The organism is Acinetobacter sp. 24-47-47, assembly GCF_057737035.1.
On sequence record NZ_CM173216.1, the window covers coordinates 2958362 to 2983696 of the forward strand.

The window sequence follows — 25335 nt, forward strand, 5'->3', positions numbered from 1 at the left end:
ATTATTGTCAATGTAACTATCGACCATTTTTATTGTTACTATAGGCCAATTTAGTATCTTTAGCTGATCAGTACTCTATACTGACCGCAGCATAACACTTTTATAAAAAGACTCGAATTGCTATGAACCCAGAGAACCTCACTCCATCAGAACACGAGCAAGCGATTGAAAAGCCTCCCGCAAAAGAGCGTCAATTTAAAGGGATGTCCTTAACTGAACGCAAACAAGCACGCCGTGAGAAACTTATTGAAGCGGGTATTGAAGCATATGGAACTCATGGTTTTTTCTCAGTAACCGTTAAAGATATTTGCACACAAGCGAAATTAACTGAACGTTACTTTTATGAATCTTTTAAGAAAAGTGAAAACTTATTCCAAACGATCTTTTTAGAACTGATTGAGAAGCTTCAACAAACATTAATGCAAGCTATTATGAAAGCCTCTCCTGAGCCTCTAAACATGATTGATGCAGGTCTAAATGCGTTCTTTAGTTTTTTAGAAGATGATCCGCGTACCGCTCGGATTATTTATATTGATGCAATGCTCGTCCAAGAACTTCATAATCATGCAACCATTCAAGAAACAATGGGCCGTTTCGACCGAATGATTCATGCCTTTGTCACATTAATGATGCCACATACCCATCTCACTGAAAAAGAGATCTCCTTGATTGCAACTGGTCTAAATGGCTATGTCACTCAAGTTGCTGTTCGCTGGGTAGTAGGTGGTTTTAAACTTCCACGTGCTGAGGTCGTTCAGGCATGTAAAACCGTTTTTCTCGCCCTATTGAATGATCTAATGAAAAAGTAGCATCAAATTAAGATGAAGAAATTGTGACAAATCGTAAGTAAATTTAAGATATTGATTTAATTTTAGATTAATAAATATCAATGAGACAAAATATCAGCCTAATTGTCACAAAACATTGCTATATTTAACTTCGATTTCCATCTTGCAATGATACTGTCATAATTAATCTTTGTAATAAGCCTGTCATAAATATAAAACGGTTCACCGTTCATCATAGGATATTGCGTTGTGAAAGATGACTACATTTTAATTGTCGACGACGAGCTCCCAATTCGGGAAATGATCCATACTTCTTTAGATATGGCAGGCTTTCAATGCTTGGAAGCAGAAGATGCGAAACAAGCACATCAAATGATTGTTGATCAACGTCCAGCGCTTATCCTACTCGACTGGATGTTACCGGGTGGCGTGAGTGGCGTAGATTTGTGTCGTCGCCTTAAGCGTGATGAAACACTTTCAGAAATTCCAGTCATTATGTTGACTGCGCGTGGCGAAGAAGACCATAAAGTTCAAGGTCTTGATGCTGGAGCAGATGACTATATGACAAAACCATTTTCAACACGTGAGTTGGTATCCCGTATTAAAGCGGTGTTAAGACGTGCAAATGCGTTAAATGGCGAAAAAACCATTGATGCAAATGGCTTAATTCTTGACCCAGTAAGCCAACGTGTCAGCTATAATCAAAATATTCTTGATATGGGGCCAACAGAATATCGTCTATTGGCATTCTTTATGACTCATCCAGAACGTGCCTATACCCGTGCTCAATTACTTGATCAGGTATGGGGTGGAAATGTGTATATTGAAGACAGAACCATCGACGTCCATATCCGTCGCTTACGTAAGGTGCTCGAACCTTATGGTGCAGACCGTTATGTTCAAACTGTGCGTGGTACTGGCTATCGTTTTTCAACACGAGCTGATGTTGCTTTAGGTTAATTTAGATTTTATGTACGAACCCTACCCCGTCCCAGAATTGGCACGTGAACATCAAAAGTTTCTATATAGCAGTTTATGGACTTTTGCCAAGCAAGACTTACGTTTACTGGTATTTCTACTGATTATTGCGGGCTGTATCGGGTTAGGGATTGGCTATCTTTGGATATGCTTAGGCATTGCCTGTCTCATATTTTTTGGTATCCAATTACGCTCATTATATTTAGTCAATGATTGGATTTCGAATCGTCCTTACGATGTACCACCAAATTTAAATGGAATCTGGGGGGCATTACTGTTCAATGTATATCGGGCTCAACGCCAAGAACGTATTGTTCAGTCTGAAATGGTTGGACTGATCGATCGAACTCAATCTTCTCTCGTAGCTTTATCAGAAGCGATTATTCTTACGGATGATTCCCATCAAATCGAATGGTGGAATCCTGCTGCGGAAAAACTATTTGGGATTCAAGCTGTTGATCGTGGCCGTAACCTGCTCACGATTATTCGCCAACCTGATTTTATTGAGTATTTTCATAATACCCATCAAGCACCAGATGGTGTAAAAATTAAATTGGTGAACCATGATAATAAGTATGCGCAAATTAAACTGACTCGCTTTGGCAATGAAAGTCGCCTCTTAGTTGCGCACGACATTACCCGTATGAAAAATCTCGAGCAAATGCGTTCAGATTTTGTTGACAATATTTCACATGAATTAAGAACACCACTCACAGTGTTAAGTGGGTATATCGAAACATTCACAGATCAAGAAGATATCAATCCGCGCTGGAAACGTGCCTTTGAACAAATGCAATCGCAAACTAAACGCATGAATGCATTGGTCAATGATCTTTTGCTTTTGTCTCGTTTAGAAAATGAAAAACAAATTGCGAAAAATCAAATTATCGAAATGCCAAGTTTAATGAACCATCTGTTTGATGATGCGCAAGCTTACAATATTGATTATGGTCATACACTTAACCTTGATATAGACAGCCACTGTGACTTAATTGGTTCAGATATGGAATTGGCGAGTGCATTTAGCAACTTAATTACCAATGCCATAAAGTACACCCCGAAAGGTGGCACCATCACCATCGGCTGGCATGATGATGGAGAACGTGGCTATTTTTCTGTTCAGGATACTGGTATTGGAATTGATCCAAAACACTTACCGCGTTTAACTGAGCGTTTTTATCGTGTGGATAGTGCACGCAGTCGTCAAACAGGTGGTACTGGTTTAGGCCTTGCCATCGTTAAGCACGTACTTATGCAACATGGCGCACATATTGAAATCGAGTCGAAAGAAAACGAAGGCTCTACATTTATTGCCGTGTTTCCCAAAGAACGCTTGTATAAAATGCACGAATAAAAAAAGCGCCTTAGGCGCTTTTCTTATTCAAAAGATATACTCAAATAAGATGACCCAACGCTTCACCCATTACTACAGTTGAGTTCGCCTTAAATGCTTGGTCCCATTGCATTTTATCTTTCTCAAACAAAACTACAGCCGTTGAACCCAAATAAAAACGTCCGAGCTCATCACCTTTTTCAAGTTTCATCGCATGATGGTTCAGCTCTAAGCGACCTGTTGGTTTTACTTTACCTGTCGCAACAGTTTCAATTCCAGCAACAATCATTGCGCCAACTAAAACAACAGCCATACGACCAATATCAGTATCGAATAAACATACCATTCGTTCATTACGTGCAAACAAACCCGGAATATTTTCAGCTGTAGTTTGGTTGACTGAAAATAATTCACCTGGAATATATAAAGTTTCAGTCAATGTACCAGAATAAGGCATATGCACACGATGATAATCACGCGGTGATAAGTACACTGTTGCAAATTCACCATTTTTGAATGGTGCTGCCAATTGAGGATCACCAATTAACTTTTCAACTGAAAAGCTTTGACCTTTTGCCTGAAAAATATCGCCCTCATTGATTTTACCTAATTGTGAAATTGCACCGTCTGCAGGTGACACGACACTTTTAGGATTAGGATCAATTAAACGAACGCCTGTTTTCAAAGAGCGAGTGAAAAACTCATTAAAGGATTTAAATTTCAAGGCATTTTGTTGCTCAGCAATTGACATATCAATGCCATATTTTGCTTTAAATGCTTGAATGACAACATTCTTTAATACTGGGTTTTCACTAGCTGCGACTTTACCCACCAAACGGCTGAGTTTTTGTTGCGGGACGATTTGCTGCGCTTGAATAAATAGTTTCTTTTTTAAATTTGTCAGACTCACTCAGGTGACTCTCCAGTAATGATTGGACTGTCGAGGCGGTTGCCCCACTCGCTCCACGCACCATCATAAGCTTGGATATCCCAACCCAGTAATCGACCAATAATGTAAGCTAAACCTGAACGGTGATGAGACTGACAATATACGACGACTGGCTGATCAAATTGAAAGCCCAATTGTTCTAAACGTTGTTGCGTGCGTTCTAAGGGGTGCAATTTTAAATGATTTTGACGATTAAGTGCAGTACTCCACTCAAAATGTCTAGCCGTTGGAATATGTCCACCACGACGTGCCGCGAGACGTTGCCCGGTATACTCCTCAGCCGTTCGGCAGTCCCATACTTGGCAAGTTTTATTTTCAATTTTTTTTATTAAAGTTGAATAATCAATACGGTGTTGATCAACATTGGATGTCTTAACTTGAAAAAGACATGTGACTGGCTGAACCTCTTCAACTTCTGAAGAAGTAGGATAGTTGGCGCCTAACCATGCATGAATACCACCATTTAATAAACTGGTGTTATAAAAACCCATACAGTGTAGATTCCAGATCAGTCGACCAGCCCATGCCCCACCTTCATCATCATAGACCACGACATGATGCTCAGGTGATATGTTTAATATCTCGACTAGCTGCTGAAGCCCTTCATCATCAGGCAATAAACCCGTAGTTTGTTCCTCTTGGCGCACTAAAAATTTTGGCTTCAGATGTATAGCATGCGGAATATGTAATTGCTCATAGACCGAACTTCGGGTCAAATCAACAATACGTAACTTTTCACTTCCTAAATGAGGAACAAGTTGTTCTGCTTCAATGAGCAGACCGAAATCAAAAGCGTTAGTGGTCATATTTATTGAATAGTTCTATTGGCCTTGTTCAAATCTTAGCACAAGACTTTTTCAAAATTATTCTGATTTTTTGCATGGTATTAGCAAAAAATCAGAAAAGGGAAATTATGATTAAGGAGACTCAACATCAAATACCTGACGCAAATATGCGAGGAAGGTATCATTATCAGTCATCGTTTTTCCTGGACTATCAGAGAGTTTAGCTACCGATTGACCATTGCATTCGACTAACTTTAAAACAATATTCAAAGCAGTTTGTCCCATATCATTGGTGAGGTTAGTACCAATCCCGAAACTGACTTGGAAACGATCTTTAAAATATTGATGCAAATCCCATGCCTTCTCTAAGTTTAGACCATCACTGAAAGTGAGCATTTTAGTTTTGCTGTCAATTTTTAATTTTTTATAATGTGCGTAGGCTTTATCGCCCCACTCATATGGATCACCACTGTCATGTCGTAGACCATCAAACAATTTGGCAAAATACAAATCAAAGTCTCTTAGGAATGCATCCATACCAACAACATCTGTCAGTGCAATACCTAAATCTCCGCGATATTCCTGCACCCAAGTTTCAAGTGCAGCTTTTTGGAAATCACGTAAGCGAACATCCAGTGCTTGGAAAGCTTGTAAAAATTCATGTGCCATCGTACCAATGGGTGTAATACCCAACTGCTTTGCCAATAAAACATTACTTGTGCCACGAAAAATATGTGGTGCAGCCTTATTAAACTCTTCCACCACATGTTTCTGCCAGTCAAAACTATAGCGACGGCGTGTTCCAAAATCGGAAACAAGAAATGGTGGATCATTCGGTTGTTGACTACTTTCATAGTGTTTCAACAATTCAATTTTAGCTTTAAGACGGCGCTCTCCTTCTGCCAATACCTGCTTATCGCGAATACGACGAAAATAGAGTTCATTGACGATTGCAAGCACGAAAATTTCAAACATCATTGCTTGAACCATAGGTCCTTCGATACGAATATCTAAACGGCCTTGATCATCGATACTGGCTTTAATAAAGCGGCGCTTAAGTTGGAATAATTCTAAATAGTCTACAAAATCACTTTTAATAAAGCGTAAACTTCTTAAATATTGTAATTCATCTTCTTTAAATTTGAGCTGACACAGTAAATCTAACTGTTCGTTCAGTTCCTCTAATATATTCACGAGTGGATAGGCTGTATCTTCAAGGTTACGACAACGAAATTGATAGACACTATCCGTTTGAGGAAATTGATGTAATACCACTTGTAACATCGTGAATTTATACAAGTCAGTATCAAGTAAGGATTGAATAATGGCAGACATATTATTTTTCAGTTTTTAGCAACTTATTGCATTAAAGCACATTTTGTTGCGATTCATAGCTCGTTTTAGTAATTGTCGAAGATTATTCGACTAATTACTAAAACTTAAACTGATTATTTTTTTGTATTGTCTTGACTATATGACTCAGTCAAAGCTTTCAATGCTTTATCTTGCCCAATAACTTTTGCGAATTCTTCTGTGGTCTTGTGTCCTGTCTGTTTTGCTTGAGCATCACAATCGACCTGGCGTAATTGTTTGGCAATCGACCATTCAAGCTTAAAGATAGCACCCATCAAAGCTGTATTACCCTTATTATCACGAGCACAGCGGTCTGCGCCGTTTTCCAATAGAGTCGTTACAATATCTTGATGACCATAGTAGGTCGCCATCATTAATGGTGTAAAACCAGCATGGTTTTTAATATTGACTGGAAACCCATGTTTCAAAAATTCATGAATAACTTCTTTGTTTCCTGTTTTCGCTGCTGCAAAAAATAAGTCAATCACTTCTTTCTGATCTGATTGTTGTGAGCTACTGACAGACGTCGTTTGAGCGTGAAGCATTACTGAACTTAAACTCAGTAAAGCGATTAATAAACTATATACAATATTTTTCATTCTTCCCTCACCTGAGTTTAAATTCGATAACGAGTGCCTGTAAAACTCCCCTAGGGTTGCAGGAAAGGAATTGAGTTTTACAGGACTTTTTTGAGGTGACACCTTAGACCCTAATCACCAATTCAAGGACTAATCTTGATTAGTCTTTTAAAGCTGCCGCTTTCGCTTTAACAGTCGCTAAGTTACCGTTTACAGCTTTAGTCATACGTGTGCCGTAATCCGCATCTGCTTTATAGAAATAAGACAACATGATGTGTTTAGTTTCTGAATCTTTTACGTTACCAAGATCAGCTGCTAAGTTCATAATGAGGTCAGATTTCTCTTTAGCAGAGTATGAACGGTATAAATCACCCGCTTGCTTAAAGTTTTGCTCTTTCACACCACGTTGCTGAACTGTGCCAGAAAGTGGAGTTTCAACAGCACGTGCTTTAGGAGTCGATGGTTTTGGCTCCATACGGCTTGGTTCATAGTTCACGTTAGATGAAGTTGCACCAACATTCATATAACCATCTTGGTTATTGTTGTTCACATTTACCAATGGACGGTTTACTGGAATTTGCTGGTGATTTGCACCCAAACGGTACATTTGTGTATCAGAGTAAGAGAAGATACGACCTTGTAACAGACGGTCTTCTGATGGCTCGATACCTGGTACTAAGTTACCCGGAGCCATTGCCACTTGTTCCGTTTCTTGGAAGAAGTTTTTAGGCATACGGTTAAGCGTTAACGTACCTACTTTTGTTTCTGGTACTAAATCAGTAGGCCAGATTTTAGTTGGATCAAGTGGATCGAAATCGAAGCTATTCAAATCTTTAGGATCCAATACTTGGATATAAAGATCCCATTTCGGGAAATTGCCCGCATTGATGTTCTTATAAAGATCATTCGTTAAGTGGTTGAAGTCTTTACCTTGTAATTCAGCAGCTTCTTTAACGTTTAGACCTTTAACACCTTGCTTAGAACGGAAGTTAAATTTAACGTATTTATATTCGCCTTTGTCGTTGTACAATTTAAATGCATGTACACCGAAACCGTCTTGTTCACGGTAGCTCGTAGGAACACCTTGGTTACCATATACATAAGTCAACATATTTGTTGCCCATGGCTGGCTAGACAAGAAGTCAAATACGCGATTAGCGTCTTGAACGTTGTCAATTGGGCTTGGTTTCATTGCGTGGATGAAGTCTGGGAACTTGATCGCATCACGAATGAAGAATACAGGCGTTTGGTTACCAACTAAATCCCAGTTACCTTCTTGAGTATAAAACTTAATTGCGAAGCCATGTGGGTCACGTAAAGTTTCTGGAGAATGCTTACCATGAATTACTGTAGAGAAGCGTAAGAATACTGGAGTTTTCGTACCTGCTTTGAAAAGTGAAGCAATAGTAAGATCTGATAAATCTTTAGTTGCAACGAATTCACCATAAGCTCCCGTACCACGTGCGTGTACAACACGCTCAGGGATACGCTCACGACCGAAACGTTGAAGTTTTTGAATCAACTGTACATCTTGTAATAATACAGAACCATTTGGACCTGCAGTGATTGAATTTTGGTTATCACCCACTGGTGCGCCGTTATCTTTTGTTAATGGTGCAGCTGATGCTGCTGTCGCAGTTGCAAGCATTGCAACCAACATTGAACGCTTAAACATCGTTTTCTCTCTCAAATTTACCTTTCCTGCACGCGTAAATTACCTTCTTTAACAAAATTGGTAAAAAGGTTAATTTTTATTATTTCAATCGCTTTATTAGATCAAAAGTATATACCCCAATTAATTATTTTTTTATCAATGACTTATGAGGATAGATGACGACTTTATCCCTTTTCTTTTTTCCAATTTGATACAATTCATTTGAATTAAAAAACATCAAACTTGGTTGAATTATGCGTGCTTTACTCCAACGCGTCCTTGAAGCAAAAGTCGTTGTGGATGGTGAGATTACTGGTCAAATCGAAAAAGGGATTTTAGTTTTTATTGGTATTGGCAAAGAAGATAACTTTGAAAAAGGTAAGAAGCTCATCGATAAGATTTTAAAATACCGTTTTTTTGATGATGACCAAGGAAAAATGGGTTGGAATCTTAGCCAAGCCGGAGGCGGATTATTATTAGTCTCGCAATTTACCCTGATGGCACAAACCCAAAAAGGTTTGCGTCCTGACTTCGGCCCTGTAATGCCGCCTCTCGAAGCAAAAGAACTGTATGAACAGTTAGTTGAATATGCAAAATCTCAGTTTGAACATGTACAAACAGGAATCTTTGCAGCGGATATGAAAGTGCATCTCATCAATGATGGTCCGGTAACCTTCAATCTTGAAGTTGAATGACTAGAAAAGCCCTCTGATGAGGGCTTTTTCTCTTGCATTTAAATACTCATTTTTAGAATCAAAACGAGAAAAGTCCGTATAGGTGCTGTATTACTTACCCGTCTTTTCTTTAATAAATTGACGAGCAAATTGTATTTTTTCTTTTACAGGTTTAGGAATTTTCGGTGGAATTAATTTAGCGACTTGGTTAAACCATACCAATAAGCTGAAATCACCTTCCATTTTAATACTGCCATTTTGCATACCCGTCATGAATGCAGTTGGATCACCTTTCATCAGGGTTTTAACACCTTGCTCGCTATCAGCAAACTGAAGTACGAAATCTGCTTTCTCTGCATCACCTGAAACAGAATCAATCTGGCCATTGTTGACTAAAATCTGACGTGCAACACCTAGATCTGTACCAATTTGAATACGGAACTCACGATCATGAATTAACTCAATAAATTTTGGACTCGTACGTGACAATTGTTTCATACGCAACGCCAAACCTAACACCAAAAGGTCTAGTGGATCTGTGCTTGCATCAACGATAGGTAATTTCACAACAGGTATTGAAGATAGTTTCATGACAATCTAAGTCCGTTTTTTTAATATCAAAAAATAATTGATTCATCCTAGCATATCTTATAAGTAAGGAAATGCAGCTTTGTTTAACAAAACGTATAGGCAAAAAAAAGGTATATCATTTTGATACACCTTTAAATATAAAATTGTTACCACGCAGTTTTGGTCTACATATCATTTGTCATGAGTAGGATTTAATCGTCCTCATATACAGGAGTGTGTTCAATATAACGACGATTTTCTAAAGCCTTTTGCGCACGACTATCTTCGCGAAGTAAGAAAGCCGTTAAAGCCACCATGGCTAAGCTAATCGCTGTTAAATAACTATATGCCAAAGACATGTCAAAGACGTGTTGGACACTATAACGAATACCTTCAAGTAAACCCCAGAAGACCATACCCGCCAACATAAACCCTAGCCAATGACGATAAGGTGAAAAGAATACGGCCGCCAATGCTACAGCGATCAGAGCAAATCCGAGTATCGTTGCAAAAGTTAAAGTGACCATAAAAATCTCCGTCAAAATTTAGATGTTTCAAATACTGCCTAATGGTGTTTCACAAAAAATTAAATAACGCTTCACTTTCTTCAATGGTCTTGTTGGCGTCTATGAAAGCATTATGGTGAGTTTTTTTCAGAAAAAAAGACCTGATGCTTTTGTAAGCGACACATATTGTCGCAACATTCTTTTGTCATTACATTTTTTAAGATTAGACATTTTTCATAGAGTCAGAATCAGTCAAACTTGGCGTGTCATTACAAAAAAATACCTCGTAATTTTTTGTCAAAAACATCTTTTTTTCGATGATGACCATCTGTTTTTTCGTCTGAACTTAGCTGATTAAAATTTGTCTAAGAATGATTCACTTAGATAAAAAAAAGCGACCATTTGGTCGCCTTTTTAATAAGCTTTTTTTTTGATTTTAAGCTCGACTTAAATCTTTATCATGTACACCTAACAGGTACAGAACACCATCCAAACCAACACTTGAGATGGCTTGATTTGCATTTTGACGCACCAATGGTTTAGCACGGAATGCAACGCCCAAGCCCGCTATAGAGAGCATTGGCAAATCATTCGCACCATCACCTACTGCAATCGTTTGCTCAAGTGAAATGCCCATTTCATCCGCAATTTGGCCTAATAAAAATGCTTTACGAGCGCCATCCACAATATGCCCTTTAACTTCGCCAGTGACCTGCCCATCTTGAACATCCAAGATATTGGCATGAACTTCATCAATCCCAAGTTTTGCTTGTAAATATTCAGCGAAGTATTGGAAGCCACCAGATAAAATAGCCGTACGATAACCCAAAGATTTCAGGGTTGAAATAAGACGTTCTGCACCTTCAGTAATCGTTAAACGTTCTGCAATTTTAGGCAATACAGAAGCATCCATACCTTTCAGTAGCGCCACACGCGCACGGAAACTGCTCTGAAAGTCCAGCTCACCTTGCATAGCACGCTCAGTAATTTCTGCGACTTGTGCACCGACACCTGCTTCAATTGCAAGCTCATCAATCACTTCTTGTTCGATCAGCGTTGAATCCATATCAAAGCAAACTAAACGACGATTACGACGGTACGGCGTGTCTTCTTGTACTGCAACATCGACACTAAGGTCATTTGATAAACTTAAACATGCCGCTCGCATCGCTGCAGCATCTAACATCTGACCGCTCAAACCAAATTGCACACAAGCACGTTTTGGTTCATTTTCAAAATGATTTAACGTTGGGCGTCCAGACAAACGGGTGACTGTTTCAATATTAAAGCCTTGACTCGAAACAATATTAGTCACTGCTTGCAAATGTGCTGCAGTAAGTTCAGGTGCCAATGCTGTCACAATATATCGTGTACGCCCACCTTCTTTCACCCATTGCTCATAATCTTCTGAATCGATCGGTTTAAAGCGCACAGTAAGACCAATATCGTGTGCTAAAATCAGAATATCCTTCATGGCCAAAGCCGTTGCTGTCTGGTCTTCGGAGGCAACCACGATGCCGAGAGTCAATTGGTTATGGATAACTGCTTGTCCTACATCTAAAATTTGCAAAGAATGTACGGACAACACCTGCATCAATCGAGTAAACTGATTCGGTTGGTCAGGTCCTAAAAATGAAATAAGAATGATTTCTCGCATGAATTGACTCGGGTCTGAGCTACGAATATTGTAAGAATCATAATCGAAATTGAATTAATTTTCTTTGGAAGTTTACGTTGAATGCGCCTAGACAAGGGCTATTTGCTAGCCTGCTGATTGTAAGTTTTGCCTTGCATACCTTTTTATTGGTTATTGCAACGACACATCAATTAAATGAAAACCGTGCAAGCCAAGGTTTGCTAATGACGACTCAACTGGTCGCAGATAGCTTAACTGAACTTGAACCTGCTAATACTGTATCTCTTGCCTTATTAGCCAATCGCTATGCAACGAATCCAAGTGTTGCATATATACGTATTCTTGGCACAGGAGATCAAGTTCTCGCAACTGCAGGCTTGTCTAAGACGCGTCAGGGTGAAATCTTCGTTCGAGATGCACTACAAAATGAAAAGAAAATTGGCAGTGTGGAAATCACATTGGTTAAACCAAGTATCGGTGAAATATTAAGAACACAATGGCTGGCGATCCTCTCGTCACTCTTTATTCATGGCTTATTATGGTTGGCTTATCGTGCCATTGCTCGCCCTACGCGTAGCGAATATCTTGCGAGATTAAATAATGAGTCCCGTTTACGTCATGAGATCAAGCTGCTCACTGAAGCATTAGAACTGGAAAAGAGTCAGCCTAAACAACCTCATACGCCAGAGCAAAATAAAGAACAAGCTGCAATTACGCCAAAAGTACCGACTCTGCAGTTAGATCAGGATGCTTTATCACTGAATATCCAATTTTATGATCCGAAACAATTAATTAATACGGTCAACAAATCTGTCTCTTTACCTTATTTTAATTTATGTCAAATTTTCTTAAATAAGAGCATCGAACTGTGTACAGCGCATTATCATTTGAATGTTGATGATATCGTTGTGAATCGTAGTTTTGATCAACAAGGCGCTGTCATCAGTATTTCTTCACTCAAGAATAACTCGATTGCTTGCATCTTAATGATTGGTTCGGTGTTTCAATTATTGTCAGAAGTACTCTATAAACGTTACCGTGAAGATAAACGGTTCGTATTGCAAACACGTTGTGCTGTAACCGCACCAGTGGAGGCAATGCAACTCGATTCAGTACAAGCGGCGGAAAGACTCACACATCACCTGATTGCGAAAGAAATGGCGCTATATTTGACCCACGATCAGTTAAAGCATATTGGTGAATGCTATCAATTGGTTCCGATGCCGAATCCGACCAGTGTGTTAACTCGTCACGCTTTCATGATTAATGGTATGAACGAAGCCTGTGCCGAACTCGCACAAAATATCCGTACTGAGATTTTGAAAGGCAAAGCCCAAAGCTCCTCGACGGATCGTACAATCAGCTCTTAATTAGATTAAATTTTAATAAGTAAACCAGATTTGATGCTAAGTTAAATCTGGTTTTTCTTTTTAAAAGCTCACAGTCGTGAAAAGTTAGACTAAGCGTCTAGTTTGTATACAAAATTGCTCTCTTGGTAATTTTATCTCTCTTTTCAATGTGCTATGAAGGTGTATGTTGGACTGTGTTGAATGGTACAGTCATAAGCATAGGCAAACTGACTAAAAAAGCGTTAGACTATCGCGCAACAAATTTATTCAAATGTCAGAATGACATAACAAAAAGGTGAAGGTTGATGTCGCTCAATACTGTAGAAGAACTTGTAGCAGATATCCGTGCAGGAAAAATGGTCATCCTGATGGATGATGAAGATCGTGAAAATGAAGGCGACCTCGTTATTGCTGCAACGCACGTACGACCTGAAGACATTAATTTCATGATCACGCATGCTCGTGGCTTGGTTTGCTTAACCTTAAGTCGTGAACGCTGCAAACAATTAAATTTACCGTTAATGGTTGATGCGAATGGCGCTCAACACGGGACAAACTTCACGCTTTCTATTGAAGCTGCAAATGGCATTTCTACAGGTATTTCTCCAGCAGAACGTGCGCACACGATTCAAACAGCAGTTGCGGCACATGCAAAACCAGCAGATATCGTTCAGCCAGGCCATATTTTTCCACTCATGGCACAACCAGGTGGTGTGCTCCATCGTGCAGGTCATACCGAAGCAGGTTGTGATTTAGCTCGTCTTGCAGGTCTTGAACCAGCTTCTGTGATTTGTGAAATTATCAATGAAGACGGGACTATGGCCCGTCGTGCTGACCTTGAAATTTTTGCTGAAAAACACGGTCTAAAAATTGGTACAATTGCTGATCTTATTCACTACCGTATGACCAATGAACAAACGGTAGAGCGTTTGGATCAACAAAAACTCGATACAGAGTATGGTACTTTTGATCTTTACCGTTATCGTGAAGTCGGGAATCCTGATATTCATTTGGCATTGGTTAAAGGTCAACCTGAAGAGGGTGTGACGACTGTTCGCGTTCATGGCTTCAATCCGGCGCGAGACTTATTAAAGCTTAATAAGCAAGATGGTGAAGCAGCTTGGAATTTAGATCGTGCTTTAAAAGAAATTGCTCAAAGCGATCGTGGTGTCTTGGTATGGATTGGACAACGTCAGCCGTCTGATTTAGGTCCAGCATTAGAAGCATTAACTGCGCCAAAACCAGCCAAGTCAAATGCTGCCTTATCGCAGCAATACCAAACCATTGGTGTGGGTGCACAAATTTTACGTGATTTAGGCGTACAGAAAATGAAGCTCCTGAGCTCACCTTTACGCTTCAATGCATTGTCTGGCTTTAATTTAGAAGTGGTCGAATACATCACAGCTGATCAGAGCTCTCATTCATAACTCTTATTAAATATCGAGGTTGCTATGGCGATTCGCCGTATTGAAGGTTTATTACATCTCGCGAGCGAAGATCGTTACGCGATTCTAGTTGGTCGTTTTAACAGCTTTGTTGTTGAACATTTATTAGAAGGTGCAATTGATACATTGCATCGACATGGTGTTAAAGACGATAATATCACTGTCGTTCACGCGCCAGGCGCTTGGGAACTTCCGGTTGTGGCGAAAAAACTCGCAAATTCTGGTAAGTTTGATGCTGTAATTGCACTTGGTGCAGTTATTCGCGGTAGCACTCCTCACTTTGACTTTGTTGCTGGTGAATGTGCAAAAGGCCTTGGTGTTGTTGGTTTAGAAGCTGGTTTACCTGTAATCAATGGCGTATTGACTACAGACAGCATTGAACAAGCCATCGAGCGTTCAGGTACAAAAGCAGGTAATAAAGGTGGTGAAGCTGCCTTGACTGCAATTGAAATGGTTAACTTGCTAAAGGCGATCTAAAGCATGTCGCAGACACTCCAAGCTACTTATGCAGCTAAACGCAAAGCACGTCGTTTTGCTGTACAAGGGATTTATGAATGGCAAATGAGCCACAACCCTGTGCATGAAATTGAAGCACGTACACGTGCTGAAAATGCCATGCATAAAGTGGATCTCAGCTATTATCACGAGTTGCTCACACAAGTGATTGCAAATCATGAAGCATTGGATGCGTTATTAATTCCAGTACTAGATCGTGAGATCTCGGCACTGGACGGCGTTGAATTAGCTACTTTGCGTCTTGGCGCGTATGAATTGAAAGAGCATCTTGAAATTCCATATCGCGTCGTTCTCGATGAAGCAATTGAATTGGCTAAACACTTCGGCGGTGCAGATAGTCATAAATACATCAATGGTGTATTAGACCGTTTGGCACAAAGCCTACGTGAAGCAGAAAAGCAACAAGCAAAATAAGTTGTTGTTGAAATGGCTGAGTTTTCTATTATTGACACCTATTTCAATCGACCGAGTTATTCTTCAGTCGATCTAGGTGTCGGTGATGACTCAGCCCTGCTCACCCCGCCTCCACAGCAACAATTGGTCATTTGTGCCGATACCCTCGTTGCTGGTCGACATTTCCCCATCGATACAGATCCCCATGCGATTGGATGGAAATCTGTAGCTGTGAATCTTTCAGACATTGCAGCCATGGGTGCAAAACCTCAAAGCATTCTCTTGGCATTGAGCCTACCCCAAATTGATCATCACTGGCTAAAAGGGTTTAGTCAGGGTTTGTATGATTGTTGCGATCAATTTGGAGTAAGTTTAATTGGCGGCGACACAACGCAAAGCCCACATCTCACATTATCAGTTACTGCTCTAGGCTGGGTGGATATTGGAAAAGCCGTGCCACGTTCTGGTGCTCAAGCAGGTGATTTAATCTGTGTATCAGGCACTGTCGGTGATGCTGCATTCGGATTAAAATATCCCGATCATGCTTTAAAAAAACGTCTCGATTATCCCACTCCACGTTGTGAACTCGGTCAAGCGCTTAAAGGATTGGCGCATAGTATGATTGACGTATCCGATGGTTTAGCACAAGATCTAGGACATATTCTCAAAGCATCTCATGTTGGTGCCGACCTACACTTAGATCAACTTCCACTTAGTCCTGCCTTACAAGCATTGCCCAATCAACAAAAATGGCAATTAGCTTTAGCAGGTGGTGATGATTATGAATTGTGTTTTACCATTCCTTTACCTGCCTTGGATGAATTAAAAGCTCGACACTGCGATACACCGATCACGGTGATTGGTGTCGTAAAAGAGACACAGCAATTAGATTTTTATCATCATCAACAACCACAAGAACTAGAATTACAGGGATATCAGCATTTTGCAAAAACAACCAATTAATTTTAAAACGATGACTTGGTCTGAACGTTTCATTGTTTTTTGTGGCGTTGGATTCGGTTCTGGTTTAGCGCCAAAAGCACCTGGTACTTTTGGTTCAGCTTTTGCCTTGTTGTTTATCCCTGCTTTCATGGCAATAGGTTTTTTGTATAGCACGATTGCCATAATCGTTATGTCATTGATTGGGATATATATTTGTGGAAGAGCCGCTGATATAATGCGCGTCCATGATGACGGACGAATTGTGTGGGATGAATTTGCGGGTCAATCGATCACGTTTCTCCCTTTAATCTACCTAGGTCTGATGAATTGGGTATGGCTTTTTATTGGTTTTGCACTTTTCCGTCTCTTTGATGTTTGGAAACCTTGGCCGATTCGCGTCATTGATCGTCAAGTCGACGGTGGTTTCGGCATTATGCTTGATGACCTGATCGCAGGTTTGTGGGCAGCACTTTGTATTATAATTTATCTCTATATTGATATGGCTTAAGCCAAGCTCCAAAGAAAGGATGTTGTATGTCAACCACAGTTGTTATTCTTGCTGCAGGTAAAGGGACGCGAATGCGTTCAAAACTACCAAAAGTATTACAACCTTTAGCAGGACGTCCACTCTTAGGGCATGTCATTGAAACCGCAAAAAAAATACAAGCTGAAAATATTATTACTATTTTCGGTCACGGCGGCGCTCTAGTTAAACAAGCATTTTCGACAGAAAATATTGACTGGGTTGAACAAGCTGAACAACTTGGTACAGGTCACGCTGTTCAAATGACCTTACCTGTATTACCCAAAGATGGTATTTCTTTAATTTTATCCGGCGATGTGCCTTGTATTACAGCCGATACATTACAAAAATTACTTGAAGCAACACAATCTAAAGGTATTGGCTTAGTCACACTTACACTAGACGATGCTTCAGGTTACGGTCGTATCGTGAGAGAAAATGGTAAAATCCAAGCCATTGTTGAACATAAAGATGCTTCTGAAGCGCAACGTTTAATTCAAGAAATTAATACTGGCATTTATGCAGTAAGCAATGCCAAATTGCACGAGTGGTTGCCACGTCTGAATAATAATAATGCGCAAGGCGAATACTATTTAACAGATATCGTAGCAATGGCTATTAACGATGGACTCGAAATTGCTTCAGTTGAACCTGCTTTAGCTTTCGAAGTTGAAGGTGTAAATGATCGTGTGCAATTGGCAGCATTGGAAAGAGAATACCAAAACTACCAAGCGAAATTACTGATGCAGCAAGGTGTACATTTGATCGATCCGAGTCGTTTCGATCTCCGAGGTTCACTCAAGGTTGGTCAAGATGTGCGTATCGATATCAATGTCATTATCGAGGGCGAATGTGAACTTGGTGACAATGTCGAAATCGGTGCAGGATGTGTAATTAAAAACTCCAAAATTGCTGCAGGCACGAAAGTTCAACCGTATAGCGTATTTGATTCAGCCATTGTGGGTGAGCAGACTCAAATTGGACCATTCGCACGTTTGCGCCCTGGTGCTAAATTGGCAAATGAAGTACACATTGGCAACTTTGTTGAAGTGAAAAACACCACCATTGGTTTAGGCTCTAAAGCCAATCATTTTACGTACTTAGGTGATGCTGAAGTGGGTGAGGGTTCAAATATCGGCGCGGGTACGATCACATGTAATTATGATGGTGCCAACAAGTTTAAAACGATCATTGGTGACCAAGCCTTTATAGGTTCAAACAGCTCTTTAGTCGCGCCGGTTAAAATTGGTAATGGTGCAACAGTTGGTGCTGGATCGACGATTACTCGTGATGTGGATGATCATAGTTTAGCCGTAGAACGCTCTAAACAATTTGTGAAAGACAATTATCCACGTCCACAAAAGATTAAGAATTAAGGGGATTACAATATGTGTGGTATCGTCGGCGGTATAGCAGAACGAAGCATAACGAATATTCTAATTGAAGGCTTAAAGCGTCTTGAATACCGTGGTTATGACTCAGCGGGATTAGCTTTAATCAATGCAGGTCAAGTTTTACGTGAACGTCGTGTCGGTAAAGTTATCAACCTTGAAGAAGCGGTTTCAGAAGCAGCGATCACTGGCGCGCTTGGTATCGCACATACACGTTGGGCTACTCATGGCAAACCTACAGAAAATAATGCACATCCGCATATATCTGGTCAAGTCGCTGTGGTACATAACGGTATTATTGAAAATTACCAAGAGCTTAAAGATGATCTTGAAGCATTAGGATATGTGTTTACATCCCAAACAGATACTGAAGTTGTTGCACACTTAGTTCATGATGCACTGAAGTCTGCTCCTAACCTGCTTAAAGCCGTTGAACAAGTTGTGCCTCAACTCAAAGGTGCATTTGCACTCGGTATCGTACATACAGATTACCCAAATGAATTGATCACTGTTCGTGAAGGTTCACCGCTCGTGATCGGTGTGGGAATTGGTGAGAACTTTATCAGTTCTGATCAATTGGCCCTATTACCGATTACCAATCGTTTTATATACCTTGAAGAAGGTGATATTGCGCGTTTAACACGTGATACGATTGAAGTCTATGTACAAGGTGAGCGCGTTGAACGCCCTGTCAAAGAACTTGATGCGACAGTGAGTAATGCTTCAAAAGGTGAATATAAGCATTACATGCTGAAAGAAATTTATGAGCAACCTGAAGCGATCAAGCAAACCATCTCTCAAGCCTTAAATGCCGATCACTTACGTGATGATTTTCTTGCAAATGCTGTAGAAGATTTTTCTCAGATTCAGCAAGTTCAAATCATCGCTTGCGGTACCAGTTACCATGCAGGCATGATCGCAAAATATTGGTTTGAACAACTGATTGATGTACCTTGCCAAGTTGAAATTGCAAGTGAGTTCCGCTATCGCACTCCAGTCATCGTGAACAATACACTCTATGTGTGTATTTCTCAATCAGGTGAAACTGCCGACACATTGGCTGCTCTTCGTGATACACAAAAACGTGCCAAAGCGAAAAATATTAATATCACCACGATGACGATCTGTAACGTTGCAACATCTTCCATGGTGCGTGAAACAGATTACAGCTTATTGACATTAGCAGGTCCAGAAATTGGGGTTGCGTCGACCAAAGCATTCACCACACAACTTGCTGCCTTGATGCTTCTCGTGCTTAAGTTCGGTCAAGTTAAACAAACGATTTCTAATGAACAAGTAACAGAAATCATTACTGGATTGTGGCATACACCTAAAGTGATTCTTGACACATTACAATGTGATAAAGAAATTTTACGCCTATCTGAATTGTTTGTTGAAAAACAACATTGCCTATTTTTAGGTCGTGGAACACAGTTCCCAATCGCGCTTGAAGGAGCGCTTAAACTGAAAGAAATTTCATATATTCATGCTGAAGGTTATGCAGCTGGTGAGTTGAAACACGGCCCATTGGCCTTAGTTGATAATGATATGCCTGTTGTCATTCTTGCTCCTCAGGATGACATGCTTGATAAGCTCAAATCAAATATGGAAGAGGTTCAAGCACGTGGTGGTGAGCTGTTTGTATTTGCAGATGAAAATAGTGGCATTAAGGAAAAAGAGCGCCAACACGTTGTTCAAGTTCCGAGCGTTTCAGCACTATTATCACCAATCGTATACAGTATTCCTGTGCAGCTTTTGTCCTATCACGTCGCTGTACTACGCGGTACCGATGTAGATCAGCCGCGTAACTTAGCTAAGTCAGTTACGGTTGAATAATTCAATTTGATCTACACTTAAAAAGATCGATAATGAAAATTATCGGTCTTTTTTTATCAAATGAAATATCTTATCAGTGCATGCTTAGTCGGACATCCAGTTCGCTACAATGGTCAACATTGCCTTCAAGAAAAAATTAAAACGCTGATTGATGCCGATCAGGCCGTCGTAATCTGCCCTGAAATTTCTGGAGGACTTAGCACTCCCAGAGCCCCTGCTGAAATTCAAAAAGGAACAGGCTCCGATGTTTTGAGTGGCTATGCAAAAGTATTTGATCTCTCGGGAAAAGATGTTACCGAAGCATTTATTTTAGGTGCCAAACAGACCTTAGCTTTTGCGAAAAAACATGGGATTACTCATGCGATTTTGAAAGCTAAAAGTCCATCATGTGGTTTTGGTCAGATTTATGATGGCTCTTTTTCGGGGTCAAAAATAAATGCGGACGGTGTTACAGCAGCGCTTTTAAAGCAACATGGTATTCACATCATGACTGAAAAAGAATTTCTAGATCAGTTAATGAAATAAAATCAGCTACTTAATCACATCATCGTCATATTCATGTTTTTTAAGGTGAGCTTTGTCACGCGTCGCCCAATAACTCGCCAAGATGGGTCCCGAAATATTGTGCCATAAACTAAAAATCGCACTTGGAAGTGCTGTAATGGGTGTTGCCGCAAAATGAACCGCAGCTAAAGCAATGCCTAAGCCAGAATTTTGCATCCCTACTTCTATCGAAACTGCTTTAGCATCTGCTTGATTAAGCTGCAATAATTTTGCAGCCCAATAACCTATAAAATATCCTAATCCATTATGTAAAATTACAACAGCAAGGATCAGTAACCCTGACTGTAAAATTTGCATTTTGCTTCCAGCAATAATCGCAGCCACAATCAATACAATCGCGATGACTGAAACCATAGGCATCATTGCGATATATCGATCTATTTTTTGCTTAAATAGGCCGCTCACGATCACCCCTAAAATGATAGGGAACAAAATCACTTGCATTACCGATACAAGCATTGCTACCGCATCTATATCGATCCACTGACTCGCTAAGAGATAAAAAATCAATGGTGTCAGCAAAGGTGCTAACATCGTTGAAACTGAGGTACACGCGACGGACAAAGCCACATTTGCCTTTGCCATATAAGCAATGACGTTAGATGCTGTACCTCCGGGACAACATCCAACAAGGAGTACGCCAACGGCAATTTCAGCGGGTAATCGAAATGCTATGCACAATCCCCATGCCAATAATGGCATCACTATAAATTGAGCACTCACGCCAACGGCAACCGCCTTAGGCTGGCTGAAAACACTTTTAAAATCTTCCCACGACAGGGTCATTCCCATGCCAAACATGATAATCCCGAGCATCCAAGTGATATAAGACTTAAGCCAAATAAAAGCTTCTGGCATATACATGGCAATTCCTGCAAATAGGAGTACCCACAGCGCAAAGGTTTTCTGCACGAATTGATTGATAGCTTTCATTTAGAAGTTCACTTGTTGGATTAACGACGTATGATCTTGAGCCATGCCTTTAAATGGTCTGCGCTGAGTGTCTGAGAGTCATCAGTTCTTTGGCGTAAATTCGTTTCACACCTTGTGCAAGCATTTCTTGCCATGCATGTTGCAACGAACCATTTAAATCGATGCCTTTAGTCGCATCTGACACGACATAACTGTTAAAACCTAATTTTGCAGCATCAATTGCCGTCCAAGCCACACAAAAATCAGTGGCGATCCCGACAATGAAGATGTCACGAATTCCACGCTCACGCAGATAACCTGCTAAGCCAGTCGATGTTCGATGATCAGCTTCTAAAAAGGCAGAATAACTATCAATATGTGGATGAAAACCTTTACGAATGACCAACTGCGCTTTGGATATATTCAAGTCTGGATGAAAATCTGCATCATGTGTACCCTGCACACAATGTGAAGGCCATAACACCTGGCGGCCATAAGCTAATTCAATCGTCTCATAAGCAGACTTTCCAGGATGATTTTCAAAAAATGAAATATGGTCTTGAGGATGCCAATCTTGGGTAAGGACAACATTGTCAAAATGCCGAGCAAGTGAATTAATGGTTGGAATAATTTGATCTGAATTTGCTACCGCCAAATTTCCCCCAGGGGTAAATCCATTCTGAACATCAACAACGATAAGTGCACTTTGTTGTGGTTGGAACATCCTTTTCAGCTCCCAATATTTTTAAAATTGTTAGGGACTATTGCATAGGATCAAGAGAACTACAATTGCTTGAGTTGAAAATTTGATATCAAAATTCTATAAAAAAAGCCTGCATCAAGCAGGCTTTAATCTATGTTTTTGTCTTAATTCTGGATACGACGTACCAACATTAACATGAAGATCGCAGAAATAATAATACAAGGGATTGCTGCAGAGATTACGCCTGCTGCACCAAATCCTGCCGTTAACAATGATCCTGCAATTGCTGGCCCAAGCATAGCACCGATACGACCTACTGCCGATGCTACACCAACACCTGTACCACGTACTTCTGTTGGGTACACAATACCACCAAATGCGTAAAGCACACCTTGACAGCCAATCACGAAAGCACCAACCAATGCTGAAGCCAAATACATTTGTGTGAGTGAGCTTGCTGCATTCAACGCAAGAAGGCCAGCCAAAATACCACCGTACATTAACAAGATCACATAAGCTTTTTTCCAGCGGTCAGTTAATACACCTAAAATCACAGTACCTACAGTAGCACTTACCATGAAGTAGAATTGCGCTGTCGCACCTTCTTTTCTCGAAAAACCTAATTCTTGGAATAGAGAAGGTAACCAGCTGAGCATGATGTAAACCACCATGAGCGTGAAGAAATAGCTACACCAGATGAACATCGTACGAAGAAGATTCTGTGAATTAAACAAATCTTTAAACGAACCTTGTGGAGCTTCTGCAATTTCAGCTTCAGTTCTATTTTGCGTTTTCAAAAATTCTTTAGATTCAGGTAAGAATTTCATCATCACTGGTATAACAATTAATGGTAATAAACCACCAAGATAGAAAATATTTTTCCAATTAGCACCGAAATCTGTACTTGCAATTAAAGATAAGATCGCAGCACCGACAGGCATACCACAGTACATTAGCCCTACAGCACGACCACGATTTTGTGGGGTTACTGCTTCAGAAGCCAAAGTGATGAGAATTGGCATTGCTGCACCTAGTCCTGCACCTGCAAGGAAACGTACAGCCAATAAACTGTTAAAACTATTTACCCATACCGTACATAAAGTGAATACAGCGAAAACAGCAACAGACCAAATTAAAACTGTTTTACGACCAATACGGTCCGCAATACGCCCACCTACCAGTGCCCCAGGTAACAGACCTAAAATACCGGCACTAAAAAACACACCTAATTGTGAACTATCTAAACCAAAATGTTCACGAATACCCGCAGCTGCAATACCTGCAGCCTGAATATCTAAGCCTTCAATTACTGCAATGAGGAAGCAGATACCTACCGTCAAAATTGCATGTTTGTTACTTACTGATTCTTGCATTGAACTTCCCTCACTCATCAGCATTTGAGTCCGATGCCCGATTATCTATGTAAGTCAATGAAAGTGAGAGTTATCAAATGGTGTAATAAAATGTAATCAAAATAAGATTAAATTTCATACCTCTTGCCAACCAAAATAAATTCTAGTCTTCAAAACGATTAATTATTTTTTTTATTTAGGAAAAAACCAAGAAAAATCTATTATAAAATCTATAAGTATTAGAATAATTTAACCTTTAAGTAAAAAAAATAAGACGTTTTATAAATTATAATAATCACATAATTTAAAAATTATTAGTCTATTCACCTGTATATACATACATCTTAAATCTGATGTAAGTGATATAAGCTATTAATTCAGGGTAAATTGGTCAGATTTTAGTTCGAATTTTCATTTTTATCCGCAATACTTTCATAGACGAACATCTATCTTCACTGTAATTTAAATGCCTAACCATAAGGTCTTAAAATTGCTTTTTTTAAAAAAAGTTACTTGTTTTAACTAAACTTTTTTTTGACTGAAGTGAATTCATATTGTTCTTATTGGTAGCTTAGTTCATAATTTGCATACGCATTATCCAGTATGCAGGCATATTGGATCGTGATATAAATCAAAATACATACCCATCCAAACTTCGCTTCTCAACCTTCACTGGATGGAAAAATAGGATCGTGTTTTAAAATGACTACTCAGCAAGCTCAGGTAATTCAAGGCTCAATCGTCGCAATCGTCACTCCAATGTTTGAAGATGGAACTGTTGATTGGAAGGGTCTCGAGAAGCTTGTTGAATGGCACATTGAACAAGGTACAAACAGTATCGTTGCCGTGGGAACAACAGGTGAAGCTTCGACCTTAAGCATGGCTGAACACACTCAAGTGATCAAAGAAATCATTCGTGTAGCCAATAAACGCATTCCAATTATTGCCGGCACAGGCGCAAACTCAACGCATGAAGCGATTGAGCTTACCAAAGAAGCTAAAGAGCTTGGTGCAGATGCTGCACTTTTAGTAACGCCATATTATAACAAACCGACTCAAGAAGGCTTGTATCAGCATTACAAAGCAATTGCTGAAGCTGTTGATTTACCGCAAATTCTTTATAACGTACCTGGCCGTACTGGCGTTGATATGAGCAATGAAACTGTAGTTCGTCTTGCTGATATTCCTCAAATCGTAGGGATTAAAGATGCAACAGGTGATGTTCCTCGCGGTGCTGAGCTTTTAAAAGCACTTGAAGGCAAAGAAATGGTGGTCTATTCAGGTGATGACGCAACAGCATATCAACTGATTGAGCATGGTGCGAAAGGTAATATTTCTGTGACCGCTAACGTTGCTCCAAAGCAAATGAGCCAAGTGTGTGCCGCTGGTTTAGTGGGTGATGCAGCTCAAGCAAAAGCAATTAATGATCAAGTTGCAAATTTACACGAAATTCTATTTTGTGAATCAAACCCAATTCCTGTGAAATGGGCACTTCATGAAATGGGATTAATTGGTACAGGTATCCGTTTACCACTTACTCCATTAGCAGAACAATATCGAGCTTCACTGCGTGATGCATTAAAAGCTGCGAGCATTATTTAAAGA

At 39.9% G+C, this 25335-nt stretch carries 25 protein-coding genes; 14 read left to right on the forward strand and 11 right to left on the reverse strand.

The window, feature by feature from the left end:
• The first annotated feature begins 122 nt into the window (after positions 1-122).
• The 3 genes from AC1M9E_RS13935 (at position 123) to phoR (ending at position 3120) form a co-directional block, all read left to right on the forward strand.
• Positions 123-809 carry a TetR/AcrR family transcriptional regulator gene (locus tag AC1M9E_RS13935; RefSeq protein ID WP_035264798.1) on the forward strand — a complete coding sequence of 229 codons (687 nt, stop codon included), beginning with the start codon at positions 123-125 and terminating at the stop codon, positions 807-809.
• A gap of 228 nt (positions 810-1037) precedes the next feature.
• On the forward strand, positions 1038-1748 hold the full coding sequence (phoB, locus tag AC1M9E_RS13940) for a phosphate regulon transcriptional regulator PhoB (RefSeq protein WP_035264799.1): 711 nt from the start codon (positions 1038-1040) through the stop codon (positions 1746-1748).
• A gap of 10 nt (positions 1749-1758) precedes the next feature.
• On the forward strand, positions 1759-3120 hold the full coding sequence (gene phoR / locus AC1M9E_RS13945; RefSeq protein ID WP_035264800.1) for a phosphate regulon sensor histidine kinase PhoR: 1362 nt from the start codon (positions 1759-1761) through the stop codon (positions 3118-3120).
• 40 nt (positions 3121-3160) lie between these two features.
• Here the strand turns inward: phoR and asd are convergent, their stop codons facing one another.
• The 5 genes from asd to AC1M9E_RS13970 all read right to left on the reverse strand — a co-directional run bounded on the left by asd (position 3161) and on the right by AC1M9E_RS13970 (position 8439).
• Complete coding sequence (asd, locus tag AC1M9E_RS13950) at positions 3161-4009, reverse strand: archaetidylserine decarboxylase (RefSeq protein WP_488224864.1); 849 nt, start codon at positions 4007-4009, stop codon at positions 3161-3163.
• Positions 4006-4854, reverse strand: a complete 849-nt coding sequence (locus AC1M9E_RS13955) for a sulfurtransferase (RefSeq protein ID WP_481590171.1) — start codon at positions 4852-4854, stop codon at positions 4006-4008. The genes asd and AC1M9E_RS13955 overlap by 4 nt, the downstream gene beginning before the upstream one ends.
• 111 nt (positions 4855-4965) lie before the next feature.
• Positions 4966-6168 carry a nicotinate phosphoribosyltransferase gene (gene pncB, locus AC1M9E_RS13960; RefSeq protein WP_481607178.1) on the reverse strand — a complete coding sequence of 401 codons (1203 nt, stop codon included), beginning with the start codon at positions 6166-6168 and terminating at the stop codon, positions 4966-4968.
• A 113-nt stretch (positions 6169-6281) separates the two neighbouring features.
• Positions 6282-6785, reverse strand: coding sequence for an ankyrin repeat domain-containing protein (locus AC1M9E_RS13965; RefSeq protein ID WP_481607177.1), 504 nt, complete (start codon positions 6783-6785; stop codon positions 6282-6284).
• 139 nt (positions 6786-6924) lie between these two features.
• A complete protein-coding gene (locus AC1M9E_RS13970) occupies positions 6925-8439 on the reverse strand; it encodes a catalase (protein ID WP_481595702.1) in 1515 nt (504 codons plus the stop codon).
• 233 nt (positions 8440-8672) lie between these two features.
• Between AC1M9E_RS13970 and dtd the strand changes: the two genes are divergently transcribed.
• Positions 8673-9113 carry a D-aminoacyl-tRNA deacylase gene (gene dtd, locus AC1M9E_RS13975; protein WP_481607175.1) on the forward strand — a complete coding sequence of 147 codons (441 nt, stop codon included), beginning with the start codon at positions 8673-8675 and terminating at the stop codon, positions 9111-9113.
• A 90-nt stretch (positions 9114-9203) separates the two neighbouring features.
• Here dtd and AC1M9E_RS13980 read toward each other — a convergent pair whose 3' ends face one another.
• From AC1M9E_RS13980 to serB, 3 genes are all read right to left on the reverse strand, one after another.
• Positions 9204-9683 (reverse strand): SCP-2 sterol transfer family protein, encoded by a 480-nt coding sequence (locus AC1M9E_RS13980; protein WP_035264813.1) that lies wholly within the window; start codon positions 9681-9683, stop codon positions 9204-9206.
• A gap of 191 nt (positions 9684-9874) precedes the next feature.
• Positions 9875-10189 carry a ciprofloxacin tolerance protein AciT gene (gene aciT / locus AC1M9E_RS13985; RefSeq protein ID WP_035264816.1) on the reverse strand — a complete coding sequence of 105 codons (315 nt, stop codon included), beginning with the start codon at positions 10187-10189 and terminating at the stop codon, positions 9875-9877.
• Between the two features lie 415 nt (positions 10190-10604).
• Positions 10605-11825, reverse strand: coding sequence for a phosphoserine phosphatase SerB (serB, locus tag AC1M9E_RS13990; RefSeq protein ID WP_179999629.1), 1221 nt, complete (start codon positions 11823-11825; stop codon positions 10605-10607).
• Positions 11826-11902: 77 nt separating this feature from the next.
• Here serB and AC1M9E_RS13995 point away from each other — a divergent pair, with 77 nt between their 5' ends.
• The 9 genes from AC1M9E_RS13995 to AC1M9E_RS14035 all read left to right on the forward strand — a co-directional run bounded on the left by AC1M9E_RS13995 (position 11903) and on the right by AC1M9E_RS14035 (position 20724).
• A complete protein-coding gene (locus tag AC1M9E_RS13995) occupies positions 11903-13174 on the forward strand; it encodes a hypothetical protein (protein ID WP_092766563.1) in 1272 nt (423 codons plus the stop codon).
• Between the two features lie 284 nt (positions 13175-13458).
• Entirely contained in the window at positions 13459-14580 is a 1122-nt protein-coding gene (ribBA, locus tag AC1M9E_RS14000; RefSeq protein ID WP_035264829.1) for a bifunctional 3,4-dihydroxy-2-butanone-4-phosphate synthase/GTP cyclohydrolase II, read from the forward strand.
• Between the two features lie 24 nt (positions 14581-14604).
• A complete protein-coding gene (ribH, locus tag AC1M9E_RS14005) occupies positions 14605-15075 on the forward strand; it encodes a 6,7-dimethyl-8-ribityllumazine synthase (RefSeq protein WP_035264832.1) in 471 nt (156 codons plus the stop codon).
• Positions 15076-15078: 3 nt separating this feature from the next.
• Positions 15079-15528 (forward strand): transcription antitermination factor NusB, encoded by a 450-nt coding sequence (gene nusB / locus AC1M9E_RS14010; RefSeq protein ID WP_035264834.1) that lies wholly within the window; start codon positions 15079-15081, stop codon positions 15526-15528.
• A 12-nt stretch (positions 15529-15540) separates the two neighbouring features.
• Positions 15541-16470 carry a thiamine-phosphate kinase gene (thiL, locus tag AC1M9E_RS14015; protein WP_481607173.1) on the forward strand — a complete coding sequence of 310 codons (930 nt, stop codon included), beginning with the start codon at positions 15541-15543 and terminating at the stop codon, positions 16468-16470.
• 10 nt (positions 16471-16480) lie between these two features.
• On the forward strand, positions 16481-16957 hold the full coding sequence (locus tag AC1M9E_RS14020; protein ID WP_081403227.1) for a phosphatidylglycerophosphatase A family protein: 477 nt from the start codon (positions 16481-16483) through the stop codon (positions 16955-16957).
• Positions 16958-16983: 26 nt separating this feature from the next.
• Positions 16984-18348, forward strand: a complete 1365-nt coding sequence (glmU, locus tag AC1M9E_RS14025) for a bifunctional UDP-N-acetylglucosamine diphosphorylase/glucosamine-1-phosphate N-acetyltransferase GlmU (RefSeq protein ID WP_035264841.1) — start codon at positions 16984-16986, stop codon at positions 18346-18348.
• Positions 18349-18360: 12 nt separating this feature from the next.
• A complete protein-coding gene (gene glmS / locus AC1M9E_RS14030; protein ID WP_481952027.1) occupies positions 18361-20199 on the forward strand; it encodes a glutamine--fructose-6-phosphate transaminase (isomerizing) in 1839 nt (612 codons plus the stop codon).
• A gap of 60 nt (positions 20200-20259) precedes the next feature.
• Entirely contained in the window at positions 20260-20724 is a 465-nt protein-coding gene (locus AC1M9E_RS14035) for a 2-thiouracil desulfurase family protein (protein WP_481614048.1), read from the forward strand.
• Positions 20725-20730: 6 nt separating this feature from the next.
• On the opposite strand, the gene AC1M9E_RS14040 is transcribed toward AC1M9E_RS14035, so the two are convergent.
• The 3 genes from AC1M9E_RS14040 to mhpT all read right to left on the reverse strand — a co-directional run bounded on the left by AC1M9E_RS14040 (position 20731) and on the right by mhpT (position 23751).
• A complete protein-coding gene (locus tag AC1M9E_RS14040) occupies positions 20731-21696 on the reverse strand; it encodes a bile acid:sodium symporter family protein (RefSeq protein WP_481591985.1) in 966 nt (321 codons plus the stop codon).
• 49 nt (positions 21697-21745) lie between these two features.
• Positions 21746-22399 carry a bifunctional nicotinamidase/pyrazinamidase gene (pncA, locus tag AC1M9E_RS14045; RefSeq protein ID WP_481595696.1) on the reverse strand — a complete coding sequence of 218 codons (654 nt, stop codon included), beginning with the start codon at positions 22397-22399 and terminating at the stop codon, positions 21746-21748.
• Between the two features lie 143 nt (positions 22400-22542).
• The gene (mhpT, locus tag AC1M9E_RS14050; protein ID WP_035264856.1) at positions 22543-23751 is read right to left on the reverse strand and encodes a 3-(3-hydroxy-phenyl)propionate transporter MhpT; all 1209 of its coding nucleotides are present in this window, start codon (positions 23749-23751) and stop codon (positions 22543-22545) included.
• 681 nt (positions 23752-24432) lie between these two features.
• Between mhpT and dapA the strand changes: the two genes are divergently transcribed.
• Positions 24433-25332 (forward strand): 4-hydroxy-tetrahydrodipicolinate synthase, encoded by a 900-nt coding sequence (gene dapA / locus AC1M9E_RS14055; protein WP_481592783.1) that lies wholly within the window; start codon positions 24433-24435, stop codon positions 25330-25332.
• Positions 25333-25335: the final 3 nt, after the last annotated feature.